General features: G+C 42.3%; 22 protein-coding genes. 6 read left to right on the forward strand and 16 right to left on the reverse strand.

What is annotated here, in order from left to right:
- Positions 1 to 457 precede the first annotated feature (457 nt).
- The 5 genes from rlmD to gatC all read right to left on the reverse strand — a co-directional run bounded on the left by rlmD (position 458) and on the right by gatC (position 6,184).
- A complete protein-coding gene (gene rlmD / locus LCU_RS05820; protein ID WP_056966645.1) occupies positions 458 to 1,822 on the reverse strand; it encodes a 23S rRNA (uracil(1939)-C(5))-methyltransferase RlmD in 1,365 nt (454 codons plus the stop codon).
- Positions 1,823 to 1,938: 116 nt separating this feature from the next.
- A complete protein-coding gene (locus LCU_RS05825; RefSeq protein WP_054644181.1) occupies positions 1,939 to 2,967 on the reverse strand; it encodes a diacylglycerol kinase in 1,029 nt (342 codons plus the stop codon).
- A gap of 21 nt (positions 2,968 to 2,988) precedes the next feature.
- Positions 2,989 to 4,419 (reverse strand): Asp-tRNA(Asn)/Glu-tRNA(Gln) amidotransferase subunit GatB, encoded by a 1,431-nt coding sequence (gene gatB / locus LCU_RS05830; RefSeq protein ID WP_056966643.1) that lies wholly within the window; start codon positions 4,417 to 4,419, stop codon positions 2,989 to 2,991.
- A complete protein-coding gene (gene gatA, locus LCU_RS05835; RefSeq protein WP_056966642.1) occupies positions 4,419 to 5,885 on the reverse strand; it encodes an Asp-tRNA(Asn)/Glu-tRNA(Gln) amidotransferase subunit GatA in 1,467 nt (488 codons plus the stop codon). Before gatA ends, gatB begins: the two co-directional genes overlap by 1 nt.
- A 2-nt stretch (positions 5,886 to 5,887) precedes the next feature.
- Positions 5,888 to 6,184, reverse strand: coding sequence for an Asp-tRNA(Asn)/Glu-tRNA(Gln) amidotransferase subunit GatC (gene gatC, locus LCU_RS05840; protein ID WP_004270869.1), 297 nt, complete (start codon positions 6,182 to 6,184; stop codon positions 5,888 to 5,890).
- Positions 6,185 to 6,498: 314 nt separating this feature from the next.
- Here gatC and LCU_RS05845 point away from each other — a divergent pair, with 314 nt between their 5' ends.
- Together LCU_RS05845 and LCU_RS05850 are read left to right on the forward strand one after the other, a co-directional pair.
- Complete coding sequence (locus LCU_RS05845) at positions 6,499 to 7,032, forward strand: hypothetical protein (RefSeq protein WP_056966640.1); 534 nt, start codon at positions 6,499 to 6,501, stop codon at positions 7,030 to 7,032.
- Positions 7,033 to 7,515: 483 nt separating this feature from the next.
- A complete protein-coding gene (locus tag LCU_RS05850) occupies positions 7,516 to 7,965 on the forward strand; it encodes an Rrf2 family transcriptional regulator (RefSeq protein ID WP_004271312.1) in 450 nt (149 codons plus the stop codon).
- A 166-nt stretch (positions 7,966 to 8,131) separates the two neighbouring features.
- Here LCU_RS05850 and LCU_RS05855 read toward each other — a convergent pair whose 3' ends face one another.
- From LCU_RS05855 to pcrA, 5 genes are all read right to left on the reverse strand, one after another.
- Positions 8,132 to 8,914: an SIR2 family NAD-dependent protein deacylase gene (locus tag LCU_RS05855; protein WP_056966638.1), complete on the reverse strand. Its 783-nt coding sequence runs from the start codon at positions 8,912 to 8,914 to the stop codon at positions 8,132 to 8,134.
- Positions 8,907 to 9,179 (reverse strand): hypothetical protein, encoded by a 273-nt coding sequence (locus LCU_RS05860; protein WP_174795736.1) that lies wholly within the window; start codon positions 9,177 to 9,179, stop codon positions 8,907 to 8,909. Before LCU_RS05860 ends, LCU_RS05855 begins: the two co-directional genes overlap by 8 nt.
- Positions 9,180 to 9,392: 213 nt before the next feature.
- A complete protein-coding gene (locus LCU_RS05865) occupies positions 9,393 to 10,523 on the reverse strand; it encodes a CamS family sex pheromone protein (RefSeq protein ID WP_056966636.1) in 1,131 nt (376 codons plus the stop codon).
- Positions 10,524 to 10,559: 36 nt separating this feature from the next.
- The gene (gene ligA, locus LCU_RS05870; RefSeq protein ID WP_056966634.1) at positions 10,560 to 12,593 is read right to left on the reverse strand and encodes an NAD-dependent DNA ligase LigA; all 2,034 of its coding nucleotides are present in this window, start codon (positions 12,591 to 12,593) and stop codon (positions 10,560 to 10,562) included.
- Positions 12,594 to 12,862: 269 nt separating this feature from the next.
- Positions 12,863 to 15,085 carry a DNA helicase PcrA gene (gene pcrA, locus LCU_RS05875; protein WP_371857631.1) on the reverse strand — a complete coding sequence of 741 codons (2,223 nt, stop codon included), beginning with the start codon at positions 15,083 to 15,085 and terminating at the stop codon, positions 12,863 to 12,865.
- Positions 15,086 to 15,285: 200 nt separating this feature from the next.
- On the opposite strand from pcrA, the gene LCU_RS05880 reads away from it, so the two are divergent.
- Positions 15,286 to 16,110, forward strand: coding sequence for an HAD-IIB family hydrolase (locus LCU_RS05880; protein ID WP_004270166.1), 825 nt, complete (start codon positions 15,286 to 15,288; stop codon positions 16,108 to 16,110).
- Positions 16,111 to 16,114: 4 nt separating this feature from the next.
- On the forward strand, positions 16,115 to 17,053 hold the full coding sequence (locus LCU_RS05885; RefSeq protein WP_056967037.1) for a LacI family DNA-binding transcriptional regulator: 939 nt from the start codon (positions 16,115 to 16,117) through the stop codon (positions 17,051 to 17,053).
- Positions 17,054 to 17,106: 53 nt separating this feature from the next.
- Here LCU_RS05885 and purB read toward each other — a convergent pair whose 3' ends face one another.
- The 4 genes from purB to LCU_RS05905 all read right to left on the reverse strand — a co-directional run bounded on the left by purB (position 17,107) and on the right by LCU_RS05905 (position 21,422).
- Positions 17,107 to 18,399, reverse strand: a complete 1,293-nt coding sequence (purB, locus tag LCU_RS05890) for an adenylosuccinate lyase (RefSeq protein WP_004270142.1) — start codon at positions 18,397 to 18,399, stop codon at positions 17,107 to 17,109.
- A 280-nt stretch (positions 18,400 to 18,679) separates the two neighbouring features.
- The gene (locus tag LCU_RS05895) at positions 18,680 to 19,792 is read right to left on the reverse strand and encodes an ATP-grasp domain-containing protein (RefSeq protein ID WP_235805446.1); all 1,113 of its coding nucleotides are present in this window, start codon (positions 19,790 to 19,792) and stop codon (positions 18,680 to 18,682) included.
- A gap of 140 nt (positions 19,793 to 19,932) precedes the next feature.
- Positions 19,933 to 20,514, reverse strand: coding sequence for a xanthine phosphoribosyltransferase (locus LCU_RS05900; protein WP_056967026.1), 582 nt, complete (start codon positions 20,512 to 20,514; stop codon positions 19,933 to 19,935).
- Between the two features lie 230 nt (positions 20,515 to 20,744).
- Positions 20,745 to 21,422 carry a glycoside hydrolase family 73 protein gene (locus LCU_RS05905; protein ID WP_004270158.1) on the reverse strand — a complete coding sequence of 226 codons (678 nt, stop codon included), beginning with the start codon at positions 21,420 to 21,422 and terminating at the stop codon, positions 20,745 to 20,747.
- Positions 21,423 to 21,579: 157 nt separating this feature from the next.
- Here LCU_RS05905 and LCU_RS05910 point away from each other — a divergent pair, with 157 nt between their 5' ends.
- Positions 21,580 to 22,566, forward strand: a complete 987-nt coding sequence (locus LCU_RS05910; RefSeq protein ID WP_056967028.1) for a Gfo/Idh/MocA family protein — start codon at positions 21,580 to 21,582, stop codon at positions 22,564 to 22,566.
- Between the two features lie 37 nt (positions 22,567 to 22,603).
- Here the strand turns inward: LCU_RS05910 and LCU_RS05915 are convergent, their stop codons facing one another.
- Together LCU_RS05915 and LCU_RS05920 are read right to left on the reverse strand one after the other, a co-directional pair.
- Positions 22,604 to 23,059, reverse strand: a complete 456-nt coding sequence (locus LCU_RS05915) for a GNAT family N-acetyltransferase (RefSeq protein WP_054644174.1) — start codon at positions 23,057 to 23,059, stop codon at positions 22,604 to 22,606.
- 77 nt (positions 23,060 to 23,136) lie between these two features.
- Entirely contained in the window at positions 23,137 to 23,337 is a 201-nt protein-coding gene (locus LCU_RS05920) for a cold-shock protein (RefSeq protein WP_004270163.1), read from the reverse strand.
- A 310-nt stretch (positions 23,338 to 23,647) separates the two neighbouring features.
- On the opposite strand from LCU_RS05920, the gene LCU_RS05925 reads away from it, so the two are divergent.
- Positions 23,648 to 24,286: a hypothetical protein gene (locus LCU_RS05925; protein ID WP_056966795.1), complete on the forward strand. Its 639-nt coding sequence runs from the start codon at positions 23,648 to 23,650 to the stop codon at positions 24,284 to 24,286.
- Positions 24,287 to 24,387: the final 101 nt, after the last annotated feature.

The following is a 24,387-nucleotide window of genomic DNA, read 5'->3' on the forward strand; positions in this document are numbered from 1 at the left end:
ATGTTTTGATAATTTCATTCTAGCCGACCTTCCGCTTAAATGCACGTCTGAACGCAAAAAACGGGTCGCTACTTTCCATCTCTGGATAATAACGACCCGCTAAAACGTGCGCCATAAACCATCTTCTTCCGGTTAGCTACGTCTGTCAAATCACCAACTTGTTGGTTATTCGCCAGCCTAGGCTATACTCAGAAGTTAACCGCCACAAACGCACTCTATTTTGAAACGTGCTTTTTGTGGCAACTTCTTCCGTCTAGCTACGTCTGTCAAATCACCAACTTGTTGGTTATTCGCCAGCCTAGGCTATACTCAGAAGTTAACCGCCACAAACGCACTTTATTTTGAAACGTGCTTTTTGTGGCAACTTCTTCCGTCTAGCTACGTCTGTCAAATCACCAACTTGTTGGTTATTCGCCAGCCTAGGCTATACTCAGAAGTTAACCGCCACAAACGCACTTTATTTTAATACTAATTTAGTGACACTTTCGACGTGTAGCGTTTGTGGGAACATGTCGACTGGTTGTGTGCTTTCTGCTTGGTAGCCTTGGGCTGCCAATAGTTCTAAATCACGCGCCAATGTTGCTGGATTACAGCTGACATAGACCATCTTGGCTGGTTTTAATTGACCAACGGCTTCAATGAAGCTAGTTTCCAACCCTTTACGTGGTGGGTCAACAATCAAAGCATCGACTTTTAAGTCATCTGCTTGCCATTGCGCCATCACTTCTTCGGCTTTACCGAGTGTAAATTCAACGTTTTCGATGCCGTTAATCTTGGCATTGTGCCGCGCATCCATAACAGCTGATTCAACAACTTCAACACCGTAAACTTGCTTAGCATGTTTAGCGACTGCTAATGAAATCGTCCCAATCCCTGAATAAGCATCAATGACTGTTTCGTTCCCCGTTAATTCAGCAGCTTCGATTGCCTTATTATACAAGACTTCCGTTTGCACTGGGTTCACTTGGTAGAATGATTGGGCTGAAATTTCGAACTTCAAGCCCATTAATTCATCACGAATAAAGTCGCGGCCAGCGATTAATTTTGTTTCGTCACCAAAGATGACGTTCGTTTGAGCAGCATTGACGTTTTGCATGATGCTGACCACTTCTGGTAAAGCTTTTTTGATTTCAACGGCGATTTCACGGGCAGCCGGTAATTTCTTACTCCGCGTGATGAAGACAATCATCATTTCGTGGCTGTAATAACCGCGGCGAACCATAATGGTCTTCAAAACACCCTTATGCGTATCTTCGTTGTATGGATCAATGTAGAAACGACGCAAGATATCACGAATGACCTTGATAGCTTCATCAATCTTAGGATCTTGAATGTAGAAGTCTTCCATTGGCATCACTTGATGACTGTGTTTCCGGTAGAAACCAGTTGTTAAAGCACCATCGATAAACCGAACAGGAACTTGCGCCTTGTTCCGGTAACCTGTTGGATCATCCATCCCTAAAACAGGTTGCACTGGAATATCTAAATGGGCTTTTTGGAAGACGTTCAAGACTTGGTTACGCTTGAAATCTAATTGGGCTGGGTATGCCAAGTGTTGTAATGGCGCAATCCCAGTTTGTGAGTAAATGTTAGCTTTTGATTCAACGCGGTCTGGGCTTTTCTTCAATAAATTAACTAAGCGCGCAAAACCATATTGTTTATTGACCTTTGTGACTTGGATTTCTGCTTGTTCATCGGGCAAAACGCCTTCGATAAACAACGGATAGTTGTCGACTTTAGCGACACCCATGCCTTCATAGGTTAAATCCATAATATCAACCGTCAATGTTTCATTTTTTCTTACAGGTGCTTGTATTTTCATAGTTACCTCTTTTTAATTGTGTAAAAAGAGTCTGAGACAAAACTGAGTTTTGCTTCGGACTCTTTTCTTAGCTACAAGTGTGCGGTCAATCCGCCCACGTTATCCAATGTTCCAGTTTAACCTATTTTACCATCGCCGTCTATGTCTTCTTCAGAAATTGCTTCGACTTCCTTTACGAATAAATCTTCGGCAGACTGCTGAGTAGGGGTTTCTGATGTAATAGCGTGATCTGGAATATCTTCCTTATTCACATACATCTCGATATGTTGTTGCAAGTTAGTAAAGGTCATTGGTGCATCGCCACCGTATTCGCCATCTAAATTAATCATCATCTTAACGTCATCATCACCAGGACGCGCAACTAGTTTTGACGTCTTGGTATAAATGACCCGTGGATCATTAACGTGTTTGCCACCTTTAATGACGAGTGCGATTAAATGGACTAATTCGGCCATGTTGGCTGTCTTAACCACAATCAATGAGAAATTACCATCATTCAGTTGTGCATCCGGCGCAATCTGTTCAAATCCACCAACTGAATTGGTTAAACCGAGTAAGAATAGGGAAGCTTCCCCATCATACGTACCTTCATCATATTCCAGATGCATCTTAATCGGTTTAATTTGGGGTAACATCTCAGCACCTTTTACGACATACGCGAGATAGCCAAAAATTGACTTAAAGTCTGAGGGGACTTCATAGGTCAATTCGGTTAGCAAACCACCACCAGCAATGTTCATGAAGTAATTGTCATTGGCTTGACCGATATCCATCTTAAGCGTTTGGTTCTTCAAAATCACGCGGGCTGCTTCAACCGGATTATCACGCGGAATCTTCAAAGCCCGAGCATAATCGTTTGTTGTCCCAGCCGGAATGACGGCCATCATTGGGCGTTTTTCCAAGCCGGCAATGCCGTTGACGACTTCATTAATTGTCCCATCACCGCCAGCGGCAACGATTAAATCGAAGTCCGCCTTTGCTGCTCTTGTGGCCTCTTTTTGCGCTGAAGCTTCTTCAGGCGTTGTTTGAAAAGCACTCGCTTCATAACCCGCTTGTTCCAAAATATCCAGAATATCAGCGACACTACGTTTCATCACTTCATGTCCTGAAGTTGGATTATAAATTAACCGTGCACGTTTTTGCATTCGAATCTCCTAAAATATCAATTATCGTTTGTTCAATTCGGCCATCAACAAGTCATTGACAACTTTCGGATTAGCTTGACCCCGTGTTTCCTTCATAATCTTACCGACTAAGAACCCAACTGCGCGGTCTTTACCGTTCTTGAAATCATCAATTGATTGTTGGTTGTCATCTAAAATACCTGTGATGATTGGTGTCAACTTAGCAGGGTCTGATAATTGGACCATGCCTTTAGCTTCAACCCAGGCTTTTGGATCCGTGTCATTTTGGATAATTTCTTGGAAGACTTTCTTAGCAATCTTCGATGAAATAATCCCGTCTTTAATTAAATTGATCATTTGGGCTAAGTGGGCAGGTGTGAGGGCTGTTTCTTGAAGGTCAATTTGTTTGTCGTTCAAGTAAGCATTCACTTCACCCATCAACCAGTTAGAAACTTGTTTTGGTGCGGCGCCATCAGCAACAGCTGCTTCAAAGAAGTCAGACATTTCCTTGGTGTTCGTCAAGACACCCGCATCGTATTCAGGCAAGCCCAATTCATCCACATAGCGTGCACGCCGTTTAGCCGGCATTTCAGGCATATTGTCTTGAACTTCTTGTAACCAATCATCACCAATGTGTAATGGTGGTAGATCTGGTTCTGGGAAATAACGATAGTCATCCGCACCGGTCTTAACCCGCATGAGGAATGTTTCGCCCGTTTTTTCGTCAAAACGACGGGTTTCAGGGCGCACTGTTTCGCCAGCAATCAAAAGTTGTGATTGACGCTTGATTTCATAAGCTAACCCCAAACGGACGTGATTAAAGGAGTTCAAGTTCTTCAATTCTGATTTCACACCATATTGCTTCGCACCGATTGGTCGCACAGAAATGTTAGTATCTACCCGCATTGAACCTTCTTCCATCTTAACGTCAGATGCGCCAGTAAATTGAACAATTTGGCGTAACGTTTCAAGGTAAGCATAGGCTTCTTCAGGCGTTGACATATCAGGTTTTGAAACAATTTCAATCAAGGCAGTCCCTTGACGGTTTAAATCGACATATGAATAGCCGTCAGAGCCATGGGTATTCTTCCCGGCATCTTCTTCAACGTGCAATTCGGCAATCCCGATTTGCTTTGCATGGCCATCGACTTCGACTTCGATATAGCCATCTTTACCAAGGGGTTGTTCGTATTGTGTGATTTGGTAAGCTTTTGGATTATCTGGATAGAAGTAATTCTTCCGGTCGAAATGCGTATCGCGCGCAATATCAGCGTGCAAGGCAGTCGCAACCATCATCCCAAGTGTGTATGCCCCTTTATTCAAGGTTGGCAATGTCCCAGGATAACCCCAGTCAATCACATTCGTGTTAGTATTCGGTTCTGCACCATAGTTTACAGGAGATGGACTGTACATTTTTGAATTGGTTTTTAATTCAATATGCACTTCAAGTCCGATTGTTGTTTCGAAATTCATTAGGCTTTTCCTCCTTTGAAGCTTGGAACGTTCTTGTTAAATTGAGTTGCTTGTTCAAAGGCATAACCTGCGCGATAAACAGATTCTTCATCAAATGCTTTCCCAATAATTTGTAAACCAACTGGCATGCCATCTACTAAGCCGGCAGGCACTGACATTGCTGGTAAGCCAGCCATGTTAGCAGGAATTGTTAAGATATCGTTCATATACATTGTCACTGGATCTGATACTTTGCGACCCAAGTCAAAAGCGGTGGTTGGTGTTGTTGGTCCAACCACTAAGTCGTAGTCTGCGAAAACTTTTTCAAAGTCGCGCACGATTAATGTCCGCACTTGACCAGCCTTCTTGAAGTAAGCATCGTAAAAGCCTGATGAAAGGGCAAACGTCCCTAACATAATCCGCCGTTTCACTTCATCACCGAAACCTTCAGAACGTGATTTAACATACACATCTTCAAGTGTCTTGGCTTCAGGTGAACGATAACCATAACGAATCCCGTCAAAACGTGACAAGTTAGATGAAGCTTCACTTGAAGCCATAATGTAGTAAGTTTGGACGGCATACTTAGAATTTGGCAAGCTGACTTCGTCAACGGTTGCCCCTAATGATTTCAAAGTTTCAATGGCTGTTTCGATTTGGGCTTTAACGCCTGGTTCGACACCTTCTGCCATGTATTCTTTGGCAACAGCAATCTTCATGCCTTTGATGTCACCATTTAAAGCGGCACGGAAATCAGGCACTGGGATATCAGCACTCGTACTATCTTTTTCATCATGACCACTGATGGCTTGTAAAACAGTCGCATTATCAGCAACTGTCCGACTAAAGACCCCAACTTGATCAAGACTTGAAGCAAAAGCGATCGCACCCCAGCGTGACACACGACCGTATGTTGGTTTGATGCCGACAATCCCATTAAATGCAGCTGGTTGGCGAATTGAGCCACCCGTATCTGTCCCTAAAGAAGCAACGACTTCACCGGCCGCAACTGCTGCTGCAGAACCACCTGATGAACCACCAGGTACTTTGTCTAAGTTCCAAGGGTTCTTTGTCTTCTTGAAGGCTGATGTTTCTGTTGATGAACCCATTGCGAATTCATCCATGTTGTTTTTACCGATCACAATTGCATCTTTAGCTTTTAATTTTTCAACAACCGTTGCATCAAAAACCGGCGTGAAATTTTCAAGCATCTTGCTGGCAGCAGTAGTTGTTAAGCCATCTGTTAATAAGTTATCTTTAATCCCAATTGGCATCCCAGCTAATAAGTTATCTGCATCAATTGGTTGGGCGTCCACTTTGGCAGCCGCAGCTTGTGCACCAGCTTCATCGATTACTAAAAAAGCATCAACTTGTGGTTCTCTCTTGTCAATTTCAGCAACTGTTTCAGTTACCAATTGGCTAGCAGTTAAGTCACCAGCCACTAATTTGGCATGGATACTTTGTAAATCTTCATATAAGTAGTTCACGGCTAGTCTTCCTCCTTATCCATAATGGCAGGGACTTTCAATAAGCCGTCCGCTGAATCTGGTGCATTCTTCATTAAAATCTCGCGATCTGTGCCAGCTTGAGCCACATCTTCGCGGACAATATTTTGAAGGTTATTCACGTGGGTCGTCACTGGGACACCCGTTGTATCAACTTTATTTAATTCATCAGTCATTTTCATGATGTCTGCAAGTTGTTCAGTAAATTGTTCTAACTCAGCATCGCTAAAAGCTAGTTTTGAAAGTTCTGCGACATGCTGAACTTGTGTTTTATCAATCATGAGTAAACCCCTCTTCTAATTCTGTCACTTTTATCCATTCTGATTAATTTTACCATATATTAACGTATAAGAAAGTGACATCCCTTGGAATTTACCAGTTTTTCCTAATCTTTACCGGTTTCAGCAGATATTGAAATATATTTTTACTTTCTTTTTAAAAGCGTAATTGAATGTTATGCAATTCATTAGAAGACGATATGATTTATAAGAGTTTATCATAGATAAGCATTCGTTTAATATTATATACCGAGTACAGATAATAAGTTGTGAATAATGTACAAGATTATCATTAACTTATAGATGAGTGTTATAATATGAAAATCAATATCTCGGAACACCTTGTAGCAGTAGCAGTTTTAAGTTTAATGGGTGGCATTGTCTTACAAAGTACGACCGTTTCAGCAGCGGCCACTTCGGTTGGTGTAACTATCACTGGTGTAACACCTGGAATGGCCGCTAAAGCCAAAGAAGCAGCCGCAGAACAAGCCGCTTTAGAAGAAGCATGGTTACAAACAGAAATCGATGACAGCGAACCTGTAGAAGTTACCGAAACAATTGGCGGTCAAACAACTCACTACTGGGAATCAGCAGATGGCTCACGAAGCACAACTGCCCCCGCAGAAGTTCAAGACGAAACAGTAGCCGCACCGGAAGTAGCACCTGAACAATTTGAAGAAACAGCAGTTGAAGAAGACCAACCAGCCGAAAACTTCAAACCAATGCCTAAGAAACATGACATCGATCAAAAAGCAATTGCTTTCAAACAACTCACAACAGATTGGGCTAGCAATCAAATCATGTCATCATTGGAAGACTTAATCACTAAGGCTTTCCAACTTAACAAATAACACTCAGTATTAGCTAAGCGGCAAGTATCGTAACCAAGCGTCCCCAGTTTTGAGTAGTTTCAAAAGCAACACTCAATAGTCTGTCGGTGTAACTTACGGATTTACCCATACTAGAAGTTACTAAACTATTTAGAATTGTTTTTTTCCTATTTTAAACGTTTATAACCACTCCACTGCTAAAATAATTTCATTAAAGTTTGATGCGTTCACCCAAAATTTTGGGTGAATTTTTTTATTGCTTAATTATTTTTCAAAAATAAGTCTAATTTTAATAGACATTTCACAACTTATTTCATGCTCATAAAAGAACCCAAACCTACTGATAGAAGCAACTTAATTGATTATCGGGCTGTATTATCGGTATCCAGTCTGAACTCCCTTCATGTAATTTTCATTTACGGCAGACTCTGGCTAGCCTGATTACAGCAGAACACCTCAATAGGTGTTATACTCTTAATAACATCTTTTTAAAAGGAGTCTATCATGAAAAAATCAGTCCGTTTAAGCAATGCCGTCCACCTGATGACCCTGATTGCTTTAAACCCGTTTGATAACCTTTCTAGTCAGCGCATTGCTAAAAGCATCAATACTAACCCCTCTTTTATTCGCCAAATCATGGGGCAACTTAAGACAGCTGGCCTATTGACGAGCGTTAAGGGCCATGCCGAACCCAAACTAACGAAAGCTCCTGACCAAATTTCGCTCTGTGATATCTATAAAGCCGTCGATGATACCCGGTTATTGAACATCGATACCCAAATTGATCCTAGTTGCGGCCCCGGACAAAATATTCAATTATCGCTTGCTACCTATTACGATCAAATCCAAGAAACTGCTGAACAGCAAATGCAAGCCATCAAACTAGCCGACATTATCGAACAATATCAACAACGTCTCGTTGAAAATCCAGAATTAAAACTTTACGAAAACTAACACACAAAAAGGTTGGGTAAATTGCCCAACCTTTTTGTGTGTTAATCCTCAGCGGATACCCGGCTGATGCCGCACTCTTTTCTTTTAAACGTGCTCTATCAGCCAACCGCTTCCGGTTAACCCTGAATGGCAAACAATCGCTAACCCGGTTATTCACCATTCTGTGTTAATCTTCAGCGGATACCCGGCTGATGCCGCACTCTTTTAGATTTGCTAGTACCTTTACTAAGTCATACTTAACTGCAATACCGCGGTCCATTAATTCACGTGGCACAATCGCATCTTTGGGATTAACGGTGATATATGTTGCTTGTGGATTTTGGTACGTCAGATTCATAAACGGTTCCTTAATAAACATCGGTGTCATCATACCCACACCTAGTTCTAAGTAGACCGTTTTTTTACCTTCAGCTTTTTGAATAAATTGACGATACTTTGCGTATTGCTTGTTGTAGTGCTGTCCTTCAAGGAATTCATAACCACGGACCCATTCCAACATTTCAGCACCACATTTAGGGCACCGCGGAATTAAGTTTTCGGGTAAATGGCCATTTTCAATTTGCGGAAATAATTGATCAACAACTGTCTGATTAGGATAGACTTGATCATGACATTTATCGGCACATTGAAAATAGGACCAGTCACCCTGAATCGTGGCGACATCTTTATCTGGAAAAGCTTTCGAGAATTGCACGTCTTGATTCGTCGTTATCAAATCATAGTCTCTATCCTTTAAAATGGCTTTCAAGTCCTGATACGGTTGGTAAACTGGTTCATGTAAAACAAAATGAATTAAAGACAGCTTAAAGCCCCATAAATCGCCGGGATTATACCAATCAGGGCCAGCCGCAGCCGACATACCGGCTGCGCCTCCCACGATGACGTAGTCCGCCTCTTTAATCGTCGTAGCCATTTTTTGTAGTGTTGCTTGATAGTCTGAATTAGTCATTTTTGAGGAGCTCCTTAAAATTATCATCGATTGATCCAGCAAGGCCGATTGACCGTTGTTCAATGGCTGCGGGAATATTGATTTCGTGCGGTAAATTCAACGTGATGTAACGGTAACTTAGACTTTGCGCCACCAATTGCATGAGGAGCGCCTTAATTAACTGATTATTAGCACCAATTCCTAATTCCAGAATCACCACGTTTTGTGAACGATACTTTTGAACAAATGCGTTAAACTTAGCTTGTTGCTTTTGAATCATCGGCATTGTCTAGCCAATTCCGTGCTGTTTTAAACTCGTTCATGATGCTCTCCTTTGGTGTAATAAATAAAATAACAACAATATGCGATATTGTTGTTATTTTATTTATTACAACCACTGACTTTTAAAGGTCCAAAAAAATAGCGTCGACAACTGCGTTAGTTGTCGACGCTATTTTTTTGCCTATCAGTCATAACTGACTGTTGTCGCACTCTTTAATTAATAACTCCCGAATACGTGGGTTGAGAACCTTTTACTGCCGGCTGCTCGGCCTACGTAAGCTTGCATCCCCTCTGCAGACGAGATTGAAATATCTAATGGAATATTTTGTGGTAAATATTTATCAGCAGCGGTTGCAATGTATTGTGTGAAACTCATGATTTCTGTTTCACTGTAGAATTGTGTATTAACGGTGATGTTCATCCCAGCCAATACACCATCTTCATAGTGTGCTTGAGCCGTGACACCACTCAAGTTCGGGAAGAAGGTTTGGACTTGTTCTTTAAAACTAGTAAACGCGTCCGCATCACTTTGATTGACCGCTTTTTCATCATTAACGAGTGGGAAAACTTGGTTGGCTTGGTTCATTTTGTGCCATGAATCAATCGTTGTACTACCGTTTTTGCTGACCCCATAAGCGAAGAAGGTTCCGCCCACTAAACTATCCTTAGGCGCTTGTTTGTAAAGCCCCACCACGATGGTTGTCTTACTCAAACCTTTTTTCTGCCGTAAACGCGTTAAGACCTTATTGGCCATTTGTTTACCTTGTTGCGCCATCATGGCACTAGAAATTTTGGTTTCAAAAGTAGCACCATATTGTTCCTTGGTATAGTAATCCACTTGATTCATCCCAAGACCAATACTCATCCCTTCAAGCGCACCATCTGCCCCTAAGAAGTCTTGTTCTAAGATTTGTTGGAGATACAGTGGATTCCGCTTATCCGGTTCTTTTTCACCATTATCTTCTGGATTTAAGCCAAGTGTATTATCTTTTGATTGACGTGCCAACCATTTTTGCGCTTCCGCCGTTTTGATGGTTTGACCTTCTTGGTAGAGGTATTTATCAGTAGGGAATTGTTTTTTAGAAATGTTTAATAAGCCACTTTCCAAACTCTTCACATCAAATGCCGTGTTACTTTGTTGTGTGGTTAATCCACGTGTCTGACTTGTCTTGTATTGGTTATTATCAATAACCCCTTCATACATGCTGTCAGTCACTTTCCCGGTCGTTTGTAGCTTTTTAGTCGACTTAGTTGATGATGACGAACTCGAATTGCTTTGTAAACTTGTACAACCTGCCAACAATAAAACCGTTGCGGCTGCAACTACCCATAATTTATACTTTGCCACTGAAAATGGCCTCCTTATAAGTCCTAATTGATTCGCTTATTGCGCCAAATAACTATCTAGGTCTGCTTCGTTGATAATTGGAATCTCCAATGCTTGCGCCTTGGTTAATTTACTGCCGGCATCTTCTCCAGCAATCAAAATATCTGTTTTTTTCGAAACTGAGCCGGTCACTTTAGCGCCGTTATCTTCAAGTTGTTGTTTCAACTCACCGCGGGTATATTGCGATAGTTTACCGGTCAAGACAACCGTTTTTCCGTTAAAGTAACTATCACTATTTTCAGCTTGTGCCTTTGTCACCCCAGTATAGGTCAGGTTGACTTGCACTTCAGCCAATTCACGAATTAAAGTTTGTACTTGATCATCAGCAAAATAAGTCGCTAAGCTATCCGCAATCGTCTCGCCAATCGTATCAACCGACATAATTTCTTCTTGATCACTGACCATCAAAGCCTCCATCGTCAAGAAATGTTCCGCTAATAAACGGGCTGCTTTGGCACCAACATGGCGAATCCCTAATCCAAATAATAACCTTTCTAGCGAATTCTGGCGACTAGCTTCAATTGCATTTAACAAATTATTAATAGATTTTTCTTTAAACTTATCCAGTTGCGCAAGTTGATCGGCCGTTAAGCGGTATAAATCGGCAACATCATGGACCAATCCTTGATCCAATAATTGGGCAATAATCCGTGGACCTAAGCCGTCAATATTCATCGCATTTCTGGAAGCAAAATGCGTTAACTGTTCCTTCACTTGTGCCGGACACATTGGGTTAATACACCGCAATGCAACTTCTTCATCCAAATGAACCAATTCATGACCACACGAAGGACATTCTGTCGGAATCACATACGGTTGACTGTCAGCCGGCCGTTTAGCCAGTACTACTTGTGAAATTTCTGGAATGATGTCGCCCGCTTTGTGTAATAAAACCGTGTCCAACAAACGGACATCTTTATCACGTAACATATCAGCGTTATGCAATGAAGCGCGCGCGACTGTTGTACCAGCCAACTGGACAGGATCCATCACAGCGGTTGGCGTGACAACCCCTGTCCGACCAATTGTCCATTCGATGTCACGAACAATGGTTGCCGCTTCTTCAGGCGGGAATTTATAAGCAATCTCCCACCGTGGCACTTTAACCGTATTACCGAGTTGGCGTTGTAAAGCTAAGTCGTTAACTTTTAACACAACCCCATCGATGCCGTATTCTAAGTCATCCCGCGTTGCTTGATAGCGCTCGATAAAGGTCTTTACCTCTGTCATATTATGACAAACTTCAGCGGTTGGATTGACGTTAAAGCCGAGTTCTGCAAGCACTTCAAGCGCTTCGTACTGGGTTGTCGCTTGCACATCGTCAAAGGTGACAATCGTGTACATAAAGGCACTCAAATTTCGCTCAGCCGCTATTTTGGCATCTAATTGCCGTAAACTACCAGCAGCCGCATTCCGCGGGTTTGCAAATGGCGGTTGGCCTTCTGCTTCCCGTTTTTCATTTAATGCCGCAAAAGAGGCTTTGGGCATGTAACATTCACCACGGACCTCAATAGAGACTGGCTTGGTTAATGTTTGCGGAATCGCCTTGATGGTCTTAAGATTCTGGGTAATGTCCTCCCCAATCGTCCCATTGCCTCGCGTCGCACCACGGACAAATTGCCCTTTTTCATAGATCAAGTCAATCGCGAGTCCATCAATTTTTAATTCGACATTATATTCGATGGCATGCTCAACGTTTTTTTGAAGTCGATTATCAAAAGTCGCGAGTTCTTCCTCAGAAAAAACATCGCCCATTGATAACATCGGTACTTCATGCGTCACTTTCTTAAAGCCAGGCAGAACTTGATCACCGACTTTTTGAGTGGGCGAGTCATTAGTAACAATGATTGGAAAGGCCGCTTCTAACGTTTCTAAGTCGCGATACAATTCATCGTACACGTGATCTTCGACAACTGGGGCATCTTTGGTGTAATAGGCTTCGCTGTATTCAGCTAATGTCTGGCGGAGTTCTTGGGCCGCCGCTGCCGCTTCAGTTTGCGTATATTGATCGATCGGTTTAGCTAATCCCATAATGAAGACTCCTCACTGTTTATGATTTGAAACGTGCTTTTTAAAGCTGACTCTTGTGCTTAGCTTCGTATTGCAAACGACCGACTTTGTCGGTCATTCACAACACTGTGCTAATGCTCAGAGTCAAATCCGCTTTAAACACACTCTGTTTTGAAACGTGCTTTTTGGTTGCAACAACTTCCGCTTAGCGCTACTCGTCAAACAACTGCTTGCAGCAGTTATTCGCCGAGTTGTGCTAATCCTCAGAAGATAACCGTCGGAAACGCACTCTATTCTACTTTTTCAATTGGTGCGAAGCTTGCTAGTAGTCTTTTAACGCCTTGTTCTTTGAAGGCGATATCTAGTTCTTGGTCGTTGCCGGTCCCGTTGACCTTGACAACTGTGCCAATGCCCCACTTCTTGTGTTGGACTTTTTGGCCGGCTGTCCAAGCACCGCTGTTATCGCCGCCAGTTGTGTCGGCAATCTTGTGACTCGTCGTTGTTTTATTTGCATTATACGTTGTAGCCGTTGCGCGTGCATAACGATTGCTCTTACCAAATGGCACATTGCGTTCTGGAATACTGCCAGCATTGCCATTTGCGTAATCCAATAATTTATCATCGATTTCGCCGACAAATCGGGACGCTTGGTTACTTTGTTGACGGCCGTATAACATCCGTGAATAAGCGTTGGTTAAGTACAATTTGCTTTCAGCACGGGTAATCCCAACATATGCCAAACGGCGTTCTTCTTCCAGTTCGTCTTCTTCTAATAAAGCACGTGATAGTGGGAAGATGCCTTCTTCCATCCCCATCAAGAAAACAACTGGGAATTCAAGTCCTTTAGCAGCATGCAAGGTCATCATGGTCACTTCACTGGCTTCTTCTTCGACTGAATCTAAATCAGAGACCAATGATAATTCGGCTAAGAAGTCCACAAATAAATCACTGTCATCTTCTTCTGGTTCATAATGTTCGTCGAATTGTTTGGTAACTGAGAGTAATTCTTCAATATTTTCTAAACGACTTTGCGCTTCGAGGGTGTTTTCAACTTCGAGCGCTTTTTTGTAGCCAGTCTTATCCAATAATTGTTCCGTTAATTCCGTCACGTTTAAAAATTCGCGCATCTTCGCTAAGTCACCAATGACGTTGCCAAAATCGATCAACGTCTTGCGACTCTTACCTGGAATGGTTGAGAGTTCCGCATTTTGCGCTGCTTCAAGTAATGACCATTGATGATCATCCGCGAATTGCGTTAATTTTTCGAGAGTGCCGGGGCCAATTCCCCGTTTCGGACTGTTAACAACCCGTTCAAAACTCATTGAATCAGACGCATTCACGACTAGGCGTAAGTAAGCCAAGATATCCTTGATTTCTTTACGATCGTAGAACTTATGCCCGCCGACCATCTTGTATGGCATGTTGGCTTTGACAAACGCTTCTTCAATTGACCGTGATTGGGCATTTGTCCGGTATAAAACGGCAAAGTCGCCGAATTTACGTTGGTTCTTTTGCATTTCTTCTTGGATCTTCGTAATGACAAAGAGTGCTTCGTCACGTTCACTTTGACCCCGATAATAAGTAATTGGTTGTCCTTCGTTATTTTCAGTCCACAATTCCTTAGGTTTACGATATTGATTATTGTTAATCACACCGTTGGCTGCTTCTAGAATCGTTTTGGTTGAACGGTAATTTTGTTCCAACATCACTGATTTAGCATCTGGATAATCATGTTCGAAGTTCATGATGTTGTCCATGTTAGCGCCCCGCCAACCATAAATACTCTGATCGGCATCCCCAACAACACAGAGATTCTTGTATTTATCAGCTAACATGTTAACCAATGTGTATTGCGCTTCATTGGTATCTTGGTATTCATCAACGTGGATGTATTGGAATTTTTCTTGATAATGTTCAAGCGTTGGTTTGTTTTCTTTAAATAAGCGGATCGTTTGCATGATTAAATCATCGAAATCGAGCGCTTGATTTTGTTGGAGTCGTTTTTGATATTCGGTGTAGCATTGGGCCACAATTTTTTCGAATGGTCCGTTTGCTAGACCCGCATAGTCGCTTGGTGTTTGGAGTTCATTTTTGGCGTTACTAATCGTGCCTAAAATCGCCTTTGGTTCAAACTTCTTCGTGTCGATGTTTAAATCCCGACAAACATGGCGCATTAACGTCAATTGTTCAGAAGGATCCGCGATTGTAAACGCGCGATTGTAGCCAATTTGTTCAATCTCCCGACGTAAAATCCGCACACAAAGGGCATGGAAGGTAGATACCCAAACATCTTGAGCCCCTTCGCCGAGTAAGTTACCGACCCGTTCACGCATTTCACGCGCCGCTTTATTCGTAAACGTAATCGCCAGCACGCGCCATGGTAAAACGTGCTTTTCTTCAATTAAATAAGCGACCCGATGCGTTAACACCCGGGTCTTCCCACTACCAGCACCCGCCATGATTAAAAGTGGGCCTTCTGTTGTGAGGACCGCTTCAGCTTGCTTATCGTTCATCCCTTGTAACAATTCTTTTTCAGACAAATTAGTCATCCTTCCGTAAATGCAATCAGCCTATATTATACCAAACTAGATAGGTAGAAAAAAGCGAACACGACCTAGTAAAACGGATTCTAATTTTTCGCAATCTTCTGCCTTGACCTGGGACGCGTTTCATAAATTATACTCACCTTAATCCAAGAAAGGTGGTATGCATCATGATTAAATACATTTTTTCTAACTTAGATGGTACATTGTTAAACCAAGACGGACAGCTTTCTGAAAAAGATATTGCGGCTGTCAAAGCAAGCCCACTCCCAATTTCCTTGATTTCTGCGCGTTCACCACAAGAAATGCAAGCTACGATTGATCAGTTAGCGTTAACGACACCCCAAGTCGCTTTTAACGGGGGGTTAATTTATCAACCGACAGATCTTTTCCCAATGGTTTTAGCAGAATATCCACTTGCAACCTCTGCTGTCGCAACATTAATTGCCGCATTACAATCTGAATTTAGTGACATCAGTTTAAGTGCGTATGACTTACACCACTGGTACACGCAGACAATTGACGCTGGTATTGAGGCAATCGCTAAGCAAACCGGTCAATTGCCGACGCTCATCAATTTTAGTGATCAATTGCAAAATCCATTTCTCAAGCTTTTCAAAATTCAACTGATTATGCAAACGACACAACAACGGGCAACTGTTGCTGATTTCATCAACCAATGCCACTTGCCTGGTCTTTCAGTACAACAATCAGGTACAATGACCTTAGAAATTACGAGTCATGAAGCCACTAAAGCTAACGCATTAACCACCATCTTAGAAAACACTGGACTAACAGTCGCTGATTGCGCCGCGTTTGGTGAAGGTCAAAACGACTTAGCCATGTTATCGCTAGTTGGCCACCCCATCGTCATGGGCAATGCCAGTGATCAAATCCAGATGGCGGGTCAATTCATTACGAAGACTAATCATCACAGTGGCTTCAGCTATGGTCTAAAGAAATACATTACTAAAGTTAATCAAAAAGTAGGTTAGGATTATGCCAACAATTCGTGATATTGCCCGCAAAAGCGGCTATTCGGTTTCGACCGTCTCCCGTGTGTTAAATCATCAAAAATACGTCTCTGAACCTGCCAAAACGGCAATCGAAGCGGTCATTAAACAACTCGATTACGTGCCTAATAGCTTAGCGCGCGATTTAAGCTTCGGTCAAAATAAAAATATTGGGGTCGTCCTACCGCACAATGACCATCCGTATTTCAACCAACTCTTAAACGGGATTATGGATGCTGCGTTTTCAAGCGGCTATCACGTTGTGCTCCTACCTTCCGAATATAATCAAGCAGTCGAACTAGATTATCTCGAACAATTAAAACGTAAGAATTTTACCGCACTCATTTTTACTTCACATGGTATTGCACTCTCAGTCTTAGCAGAGTACACGCGTTATGGTCAAATTGTCTGTTGTGAAGACCCGGGGACCCATCATATCTCGGCCGTTTATTCTCACCGTGAGCCCGCCTATTTAGCGGCATTCAAGTACCTTAAAGCCCACAAAGCACAGCAAATTGGTCTACTATTAAGTCGTAATTTAGCGCAAAGCCCGACCTGGATTGCCGTCACGAACGCTTATCAACAAGTTTTCAACTGCCAACCTGATTCCGAGTTAATGGTCGGTGGCATGCGCTCATTTGAAGATGGCTATCGCGCCGCTGAACAACTGGTTGAAAAACAGCCAACCCTCGCTTGCTATTTTACAAATGGCGACGACATTGCCGCTGGTGTCCGCCAATATCATCTGGATCATCAACTGCCGACCCCGCTTTTAATTGGTCAAGAAAAACAATTATCCAGTTTTTTATTGCAACTGCCAACAATTGACCATCACTTCTTCACCCTAGGGCAAAAAGCGTTTGAAGTCGCCCTCAGTAACCATCACCAAGTTTGTCGTTTCGAATCAGAATTTATTTTGCCATAAAAAAGCCACCTTAACCTAACTTTTAGGCTAAGGTGGCTTTTTATGTCGGATGCTTATGCAAACACCCGATCAAAAATTGTTTGAACTTGTTTTAAGTGCCATTGGTAATCAAAGGCGTCGTCTAAATCGGCTTTTGAAAGTTCACTCGTCACTTTCGGATCGGCTTCTAATAATTGGCGGAAATCTTTTTGTTCATCCCATGCTAAGGCTGTCTTCGGTTGGACCAAATCATAGGCTGCTTCACGGCTCAGACCCGCATCCACTAACTTCAACAAGACACGTTGGCTGTAAATTAAACCATGGGTGATGTTCATGTCAGCCTTCATCTTTTCAGGGAAGACCGTCAACGTCTTCACAATCCGCGTGAAGCGATTCAAGATGTAGTCCAATAAAATCGTAGTATCGGGTAAAATAATCCGTTCAGCTGAGCTATGTGAGATATCGCGTTCGTGCCATAATGACACATCTTCCATCCCGGTAATCACATGACCGCGAATCACACGGGCTAAGCCACTAACGTTTTCAGAACTAATTGGATTGCGTTTATGCGGCATCGCTGATGAGCCTTTTTGACCTTTAGCAAAGAATTCTTCCACTTCGCGGACTTCTGTTCGTTGTAAATGCCGGATTTCAGTCGCAAAATGTTCGATTGAGGTCGCCACGACCGCCATCGTGTTAATGTAATCAGCATGTAGATCTCGTGGGAGCACTTGCGTTGAAATATCTTGGGCCCGGATCCCTAAGTGTTCTGTCACATAGGCTTCAATTTCAGGCGGAATATTGGCGAAAGTCCCAACTGCACCACTGATTTTACCGGCTTCAACGCCTTTTGCTGCGCGTTCGAAACGGTCTTGATTGCGTTTCATTTCAGCATACCAGGTTGCTAGTTTTAACCCAAACGTCGTTGGTTCAGCATGCACGCCATGCGTCCGCCCAATCATCACGGTATTTTGGTATTCGTAAGCTTTATCTTTTAGAACAGCCATAAAATTGGCGATATCAGCCCGGATTAAATCGTTCGCTTGTTTCAAAATATACCCTTGTGCTGTATCAACAACGTCCGTTGAAGTTAGACCATAGTGGACCCACTTTTTTTCATCCGCTAAGGATTCTGAAACGGCACGGGTGAATGCGACCACATCATGGTGTGTGATGGCTTCTAAGCGATTGACTTCTGCCAAATCAAAGCTAGCATTCGCGCGAATTTTCTGCGCATCCTCTGTGGGAATATCGCCTAATTTTGCCCACGCTTCGACAGCTAGAATTTCAACTTCCAACCAAGCTTGATACCGATTTTCCGTTGTCCAAATGGCGCCCATTTCGGGACGTGTATAACGTTCTAACATAAACTTCTCCTCCAAATAATACCTAAATGCTGGTGATGGTAAAACGTGCTTTTTGTGGCATCTTTCTGTGCTTAACCAAATTTGCCAAATTCGCGATTGCATCACCAACTCGTCAAATCCAGTTAATGCTCAAAAGATAACCGCCACAAATGCACTCTGTTTTGAAACGTGCTCCATCGGGCATCTTTCTGCGGCTAGCTACGTCCGTCCAACGATCGACTGCGTCGCTCATTCGCCGGCCTATGCTAGTCCTCAAAAGATAACCGCCCGCTGTCGCACTCTAATATAAGTCTGCCGCTTCGTAATTATCGATTAAGGGTTGGATGGCTTGTCCGGTTGCTGTGACCGATCCAATCTGTTGATTGGTCGTGACGTTGTGCAAATTAAAGTACCAATCCGGTTTGATCTTCATCTGTGTTTGAATTAATGACCGTTGTGCTTCTTGAATCCCTAAGGTCATCCCCGCATTATTGAGGCGTGATGGGCCGACTGCCAACTGACAGATGGCCTTCAAATGATATTCATATTGCGAGAAATTCAAGGTATGTGTCAAGACATCGCCCGTTGCGTGCGGTGTTGGCATAATTCGTTTCACATAAATATTCATAGCGGGTGTTAAAAAGAATTCAACCCCAAAAACACCTGTATAGTCTAATTTTTCCCCAATTAAGTGGGCTAATCGATTAATTTCAGTCGCAACATCTTGATTAATCCGTGCTGGCACAAGCGACATTTTCAAGCGATGATCTTCAAACTCATTTTCGATGACTGGCAGTGTCACACACTTACCATCTTCAGTTTTAACGACCATCACTGATAGTTCTTGTGCGTCGGGAATCCAAGATTCTAAAATATAAGTCCCCAACTCAAGGGCAGCTTCAATGTTTTCAAGGTCACTCGGTTGTTGAATAAAACGTTGATACTGCTTACCGTAACCTTTTTGAATGGGTTTTAAGATACATGGATATCCGATTGAATCGATTGCATCTTGAATATCATCTACATCAACAACTGTCGCATAGGGCGGAATATTGATATTTAAATCACTCAAAAAGACTTTTTCGAGGTACCGATCTTGCGTCACAGACAACACACTACTGCCTTGAGGTAGATAATAATGTTGTGCCAGTTGTTCGAGCACTGTCTCATCTAATAATTCATTCGTATAGGTCAACACTTGACTGACTTCACCGAGTTGGACTAATGTTTGATAATCATTGAATTCACCATCGATCTGACTATCAATTAAACGTGCAAATGAGGTATTTTGCATCTGCGGGGTCACAATCGCGGCTGCCCGATACCCCATTTCTTTTGCTTTGAGCGCCAACATATAGGCCCGTTGATCATTTCCAATAATTCCGATGGTTTGTCCTGGATAAATAACTGGCATCATATTACCTGCTTTCCTGTTCACCAAACTGTATACCCTTATTATAGCGAATTTAAGCGTTGTCTGCCTAATACTTTCCTCCATGATAACAAATTTTTAGACAAAAAAAGAGTGCCTATCAGCACTCCGTTAAATAACATTTATTTATTTTCGTCTAAAAAGACGACTTGACCGTCTTCAAACGCTGCAATTCGTGCTAAAGATTCCACTTGAATGCCGCGTTGATCTAACAATTCGCGACCTTTTTGGAAAGTCTTTTCGATGACAATCCCGACACCTTCAAGTTGTGCGCCGGCTTCTTCAATAATAGAAAGTAAGCCTTCAACCGCTTGCCCGTTGGCTAAGAAATCATCAATCACTAAAACGCGATCGTCTGCATTCAGAAACTTCTTCGAAATTGAAATGTGGTTATTCACTTTCTTCGTATATGAATAAACCGTTGCACTGTACATGTTATCTTGTAACGTCAAACTCTTGTGCTTTCTTGCAAAAACAACGGGAACGTGGAATGCTAAGCCCGCGAAAACAGCGGGCGCAATGCCAGATGATTCAACCGTTAGGATTTTAGTAATCTTCTTATCCTTAAATAAGCGTTGGAATTCTTCACCCATTGCAGCCATTAAATCTGGATCCACTTGGTGATTTAAGAAGTTATCGACCTTCAATACGTCTTGACCTAATACTTGACCATCTTTTTTAATGCGTTCCTCTAATAGTCGCACGCTGAGCTCTCCTTTGTAGCATCGTTAAACATCACTACCGATAGTAGTAACGACTAATAATGTTTTCTGAAATTGAATTAAAAATAGATTACCACAAAAAAAGCAACACAACAAGCTCAAATCCAGTTATTCAGCGATTTGAAAAGAGCCTGTCACAAACCGGAATTTGTGGCAATCTCTTTTGAGATTAATTAGTAGCAGATTTCCCATGATTTGTTTCATAGCATTCTTTATTGATCATATTGGTCGAGGTGGTAAGCCTTAACGAGCTCAATTAACTTCGCTGGATAATCAGGGTCAGTCGCATAGCCGTCTTGCTGTAAAGCATGGGCAGCTTGCTCATAATTAGTGGCCGCGATTACGTGTGCATACTGCGTCCGGTTCCAAGAGGTCCCATAAGCAAACAATTGTACATGGTCAAGCATCGATTCTTGATAATTGTTATATACTCTAAAACGCGCTGTTGTCGTTACCCACTGACCATTTAAATATTCCTTGGTCGTCATTTCCTTAGTGTTGGCCTCATTATCACCCTTAATACCGAAATAATTATGGTATTGCGCAGCAAGTGAGCTCTTCCCCCAATCACTTTCTAAAATAGCTTGCGCTAAAGTAATACTTGGTAAAACATGATATTTCGTCTGTAATTCTTGGGCATATGGCACCATTTTTTTAATAAACGCTTGCTTCTTAGCTTGGCGCGATTGTTGTTCCTGTCTGGCTTGATCGGCAAGTTCTTCTTGGGCCTTTTGTCCATTATACCGAACTAATAAAACGAGCCCAATTCCGAGAATAAATAGACTCACTAAAACGACCACTAGCCAATCGGTTGGGTGGCGTCTCTTCTTAGAATAGTAGTTAGCTGTTGGTTTGCGTTTTGTCGTCTTGCGTTTACGTTTTTTTGCCAATCCTCTGCCTCAACTTTATCTGAATCTATTCTATATTGTACACAAATTCATTCAGAACACCAATCTTTAATTTGTAACCCCCCTTTAATTTCTATTTAGCGCTTTTATTGCTATAATATTGGCTGTAACCGATTACGATAGTAAAGGACTGATTTTATTGACAACGCTTAACTGGGGAATTATCGGCTTAGGCAATATCGCCAATAGTTTCGCAACTTATTTTAACCAACCTGATGGTCACATTTATGGGGCTGCTTCTCGTTCACTCGATAAGGCACAAGCCTTTGCCGACCAATACAATATTCCACATGCATTCGGTAGTTATGCCGACATGCTCGGTGATGACAACATCGACATCGTCTACATTGCAACCCCCCACAATTATCACTTCGAAAGCATTATGGCGAGTCTTGAAGCCGGTAAACACGTCTTCTGTGAAAAAGCGATTACGATGAACCGCCGCGAACTCAATGTAGCAAAGGCTCTTGCTAACGAAAAGCACTTGATATTAGCTGAAGCAATGACCATTTATCACATGCCATTGTTTGCTGAGATTGAACGCCAACAAGTCGCTAATCACTTGGGCGCTTTAAAATCAATTCAAGTCTCTTTTGGAAGTTATAAAGAGCTTGATCCAAACAATCGCTTCTTCAGTCCCGCACTTGCCGGCGGTGCAATGCTTGATATTGGTGTTTATGCCCTCTCATTTGCACGTCGGATGTTAACTGCTAAACCAGAACTTGTAGCGACGCAATGGGTGCCATCAGAATCCGGTGTTGATCAGCAATCAACATTACTTTTAAATAATGCCAAGCATGAAATGGTGACTGTTACCTTAAACATTCATGCGAAGATGCCTAAACAAGGTGTTCTCGTTTATGAAAATGGCTATGTCACCGTTGACGATTATCCACGGCCTGACAAAGCCACCCTCACTTTCCCAGATGGTCGCGTTGAGACCATTCAAGCGGGTGACGCAACCAACGCAATGAACTATGAACTCCATGATTTCCAAGAAACAGTGCGCGGAAATCAATCAAACGATACCCTCGAATTATCAAGCGATGTCATGGACATCATGTCAGACGCACGTGCTGAATGGGGCTTTGTCTATCCATTTGAAAAACGCACTGATCTCGATTAATCCATTCAAAAAACCTGGCCAATTTGGTCAGGTTTTTTTAGAGTATTTTAGCGAGAACCACCATATCTTTTAGGCGAATCCCATTTTCATAGATTGGCGTTTGATATTGGTCGAAGAAGTTTTTGCGAATTTGTTCGAACCGAAAGCCTTGACGCAAATAACAACCAATTGCTGCCAAACTGCCGTCCCCAGTGCCAACTAGCAATGATTGAAACCCTTGGTCAATTGCAATCGTCTGAATTTGAGTCATCATTTGCCCACCGAATCCTCGATGCTGCCATTCTGGCCGTACCGCAATATTTTTAAGTTCTACCTGCTGATTGTTGAGTGCCATCAGATGGAAGACCCCGATGACTTGCTGCTGATCGCTTACGGTGTAAAATTGCCCATGCATCAAATAGCGTTCAATCATGCCGACTTCTTCATCCGCTAACAATAGATCATCCAGCCACTGTCGCCGTGCTGCGCCCTCAATCAATTGATACGTTAACATCTCCAGCTCACCACCCAATCAAAAAAAGGGGTCGCGACAAAATTGCTTTTGCCGCGACCCCTAGGTTAATTTTTAAATTAGTTTTTGTTTACGTTAACAGCTTGTGGGCCGCGGTCGCTTTCTTCGATATCGAAAGAAACGCTTTGACCTTCTTCAAGAGTCTTGTAGCCTTCACCTTGGATAGCTGAGAAATGTACGAATACATCACTACCATCTTCGCGAGTTACAAAGCCGTAACCTTTTTCTGCGTTAAACCATTTTACAGTTCCGTTTTCCATGAGAAAAATCCTCCTTGTGTCGATGACACATTATAAATTTGTGTATTTCTGGTGGTCCGATGGAAGAAAGTTCTTTTGGAAACATTCGTACCGCAACCATTCAAAAAGTACAAACATAGTGTAACACAGGCAACAACCATTGGCAACCATTTGGCAATAAAAATAAACCGTTTTCTATCACGGACAATCAGCATCCGTGTTTTTAGACAAGTGTTATTTTATATGTTGAATCATGCCCCAAATGATTTGGCTTTTTGCTTTAATTACGTTAAGATAGCAGTATAACTTTTTCTCATTGGAGTACTTGCTTATGCTAAAACTATTGAAACGGCTATTACCAATTATCTTCATCGGGGTGAGCCTAGCCGCTTGCCAAAAACCGATGGATACTAAACATCAACTCCAAGCCGATATGCAAACCGTTGAAGATGCGACTAAGCAACAACGAACAGCTCTTTCAACCCTCGAAACAATCGGCGATCCAGTTCCTGATAACTATCTCACGATTCAAAAAAAATATCCCGACGAAAATCTATTAACGATTGAAGATACTAAGATTGCGACGACTGCGGCCAAGCGCGAAGCAGCCTTTCAAAGTCTTAAAGAACAACAAGCTGTGCTCAAACCGGTCATTAAACGCCTCACCAAACTGGTCAAGCAAGAAAACGATGAATTGCCGATTGAACAAGTCAAAGATTTAAATCAAAGTCTTAAGATTTCGACACTTGATTATACAACCTTGGCCACCTTCTACAACGCGGCCACTAAAGCATCTGATGAATTTTACAGCGACCATACAGATGCTGATGCAGACGAAGACAGTCTTAAATCACCAATCAATCGTTTAAATCAATATTACAGTTCAGTTTATCAACAAGCCGAAATTGCTAAGGTCAACATGAACACAGTTGCTGCGCATGCTAAGAAAGTGCAAAAACAACTGGAATAAACAAAAAAGGAGTTGGACAAAGTCACGTTTGTCCAACTCCTTTTTTCAATCTTTAATTATTCAACCCGTGGCGGACCACAATCGTCGGCTGTAGCTACCCG

Origin of the sequence: Latilactobacillus curvatus JCM 1096 = DSM 20019 (assembly GCF_004101845.1) — a bacterium.
Classification (GTDB): Bacteria; Bacillota; Bacilli; order Lactobacillales; family Lactobacillaceae; genus Latilactobacillus; species Latilactobacillus curvatus.

Bases quoted from the DNA above. Each gene is read 5' to 3' on its own strand.
- rlmD (WP_056966645.1), bottom strand. From the start codon at position 1,822: ATGAAAATACAAGCACCTGTAAGAAAAAATGAAACATTGACGGTTGAT.
- LCU_RS05825 (WP_054644181.1), bottom strand. From the start codon at position 2,967: ATGCAAAAACGTGCACGGTTAATTTATAATCCAACTTCAGGACATGAA.
- gatB (WP_056966643.1), bottom strand. From the start codon at position 4,419: ATGAATTTCGAAACAACAATCGGACTTGAAGTGCATATTGAATTAAAA.
- gatC (WP_004270869.1), bottom strand. From the start codon at position 6,184: ATGATTGATAAAACACAAGTTCAGCATGTCGCAGAACTTTCAAAACTA.
- LCU_RS05845 (WP_056966640.1), top strand. From the start codon at position 6,499: ATGAAAATCAATATCTCGGAACACCTTGTAGCAGTAGCAGTTTTAAGT.
- LCU_RS05850 (WP_004271312.1), top strand. From the start codon at position 7,516: ATGAAAAAATCAGTCCGTTTAAGCAATGCCGTCCACCTGATGACCCTG.
- LCU_RS05855 (WP_056966638.1), bottom strand. From the start codon at position 8,914: ATGACTAATTCAGACTATCAAGCAACACTACAAAAAATGGCTACGACG.
- LCU_RS05860 (WP_174795736.1), bottom strand. From the start codon at position 9,179: ATGCCGATGATTCAAAAGCAACAAGCTAAGTTTAACGCATTTGTTCAA.
- ligA (WP_056966634.1), bottom strand. From the start codon at position 12,593: ATGGGATTAGCTAAACCGATCGATCAATATACGCAAACTGAAGCGGCA.
- pcrA (WP_371857631.1), bottom strand. From the start codon at position 15,085: ATGAACGATAAGCAAGCTGAAGCGGTCCTCACAACAGAAGGCCCACTT.
- LCU_RS05880 (WP_004270166.1), top strand. From the start codon at position 15,286: ATGATTAAATACATTTTTTCTAACTTAGATGGTACATTGTTAAACCAA.
- LCU_RS05885 (WP_056967037.1), top strand. From the start codon at position 16,115: ATGCCAACAATTCGTGATATTGCCCGCAAAAGCGGCTATTCGGTTTCG.
- purB (WP_004270142.1), bottom strand. From the start codon at position 18,399: ATGTTAGAACGTTATACACGTCCCGAAATGGGCGCCATTTGGACAACG.
- LCU_RS05895 (WP_235805446.1), bottom strand. From the start codon at position 19,792: ATGCCAGTTATTTATCCAGGACAAACCATCGGAATTATTGGAAATGAT.
- LCU_RS05915 (WP_054644174.1), bottom strand. From the start codon at position 23,059: ATGTTAACGTATCAATTGATTGAGGGCGCAGCACGGCGACAGTGGCTG.
- LCU_RS05920 (WP_004270163.1), bottom strand. From the start codon at position 23,337: ATGGAAAACGGAACTGTAAAATGGTTTAACGCAGAAAAAGGTTACGGC.
- LCU_RS05925 (WP_056966795.1), top strand. From the start codon at position 23,648: ATGCTAAAACTATTGAAACGGCTATTACCAATTATCTTCATCGGGGTG.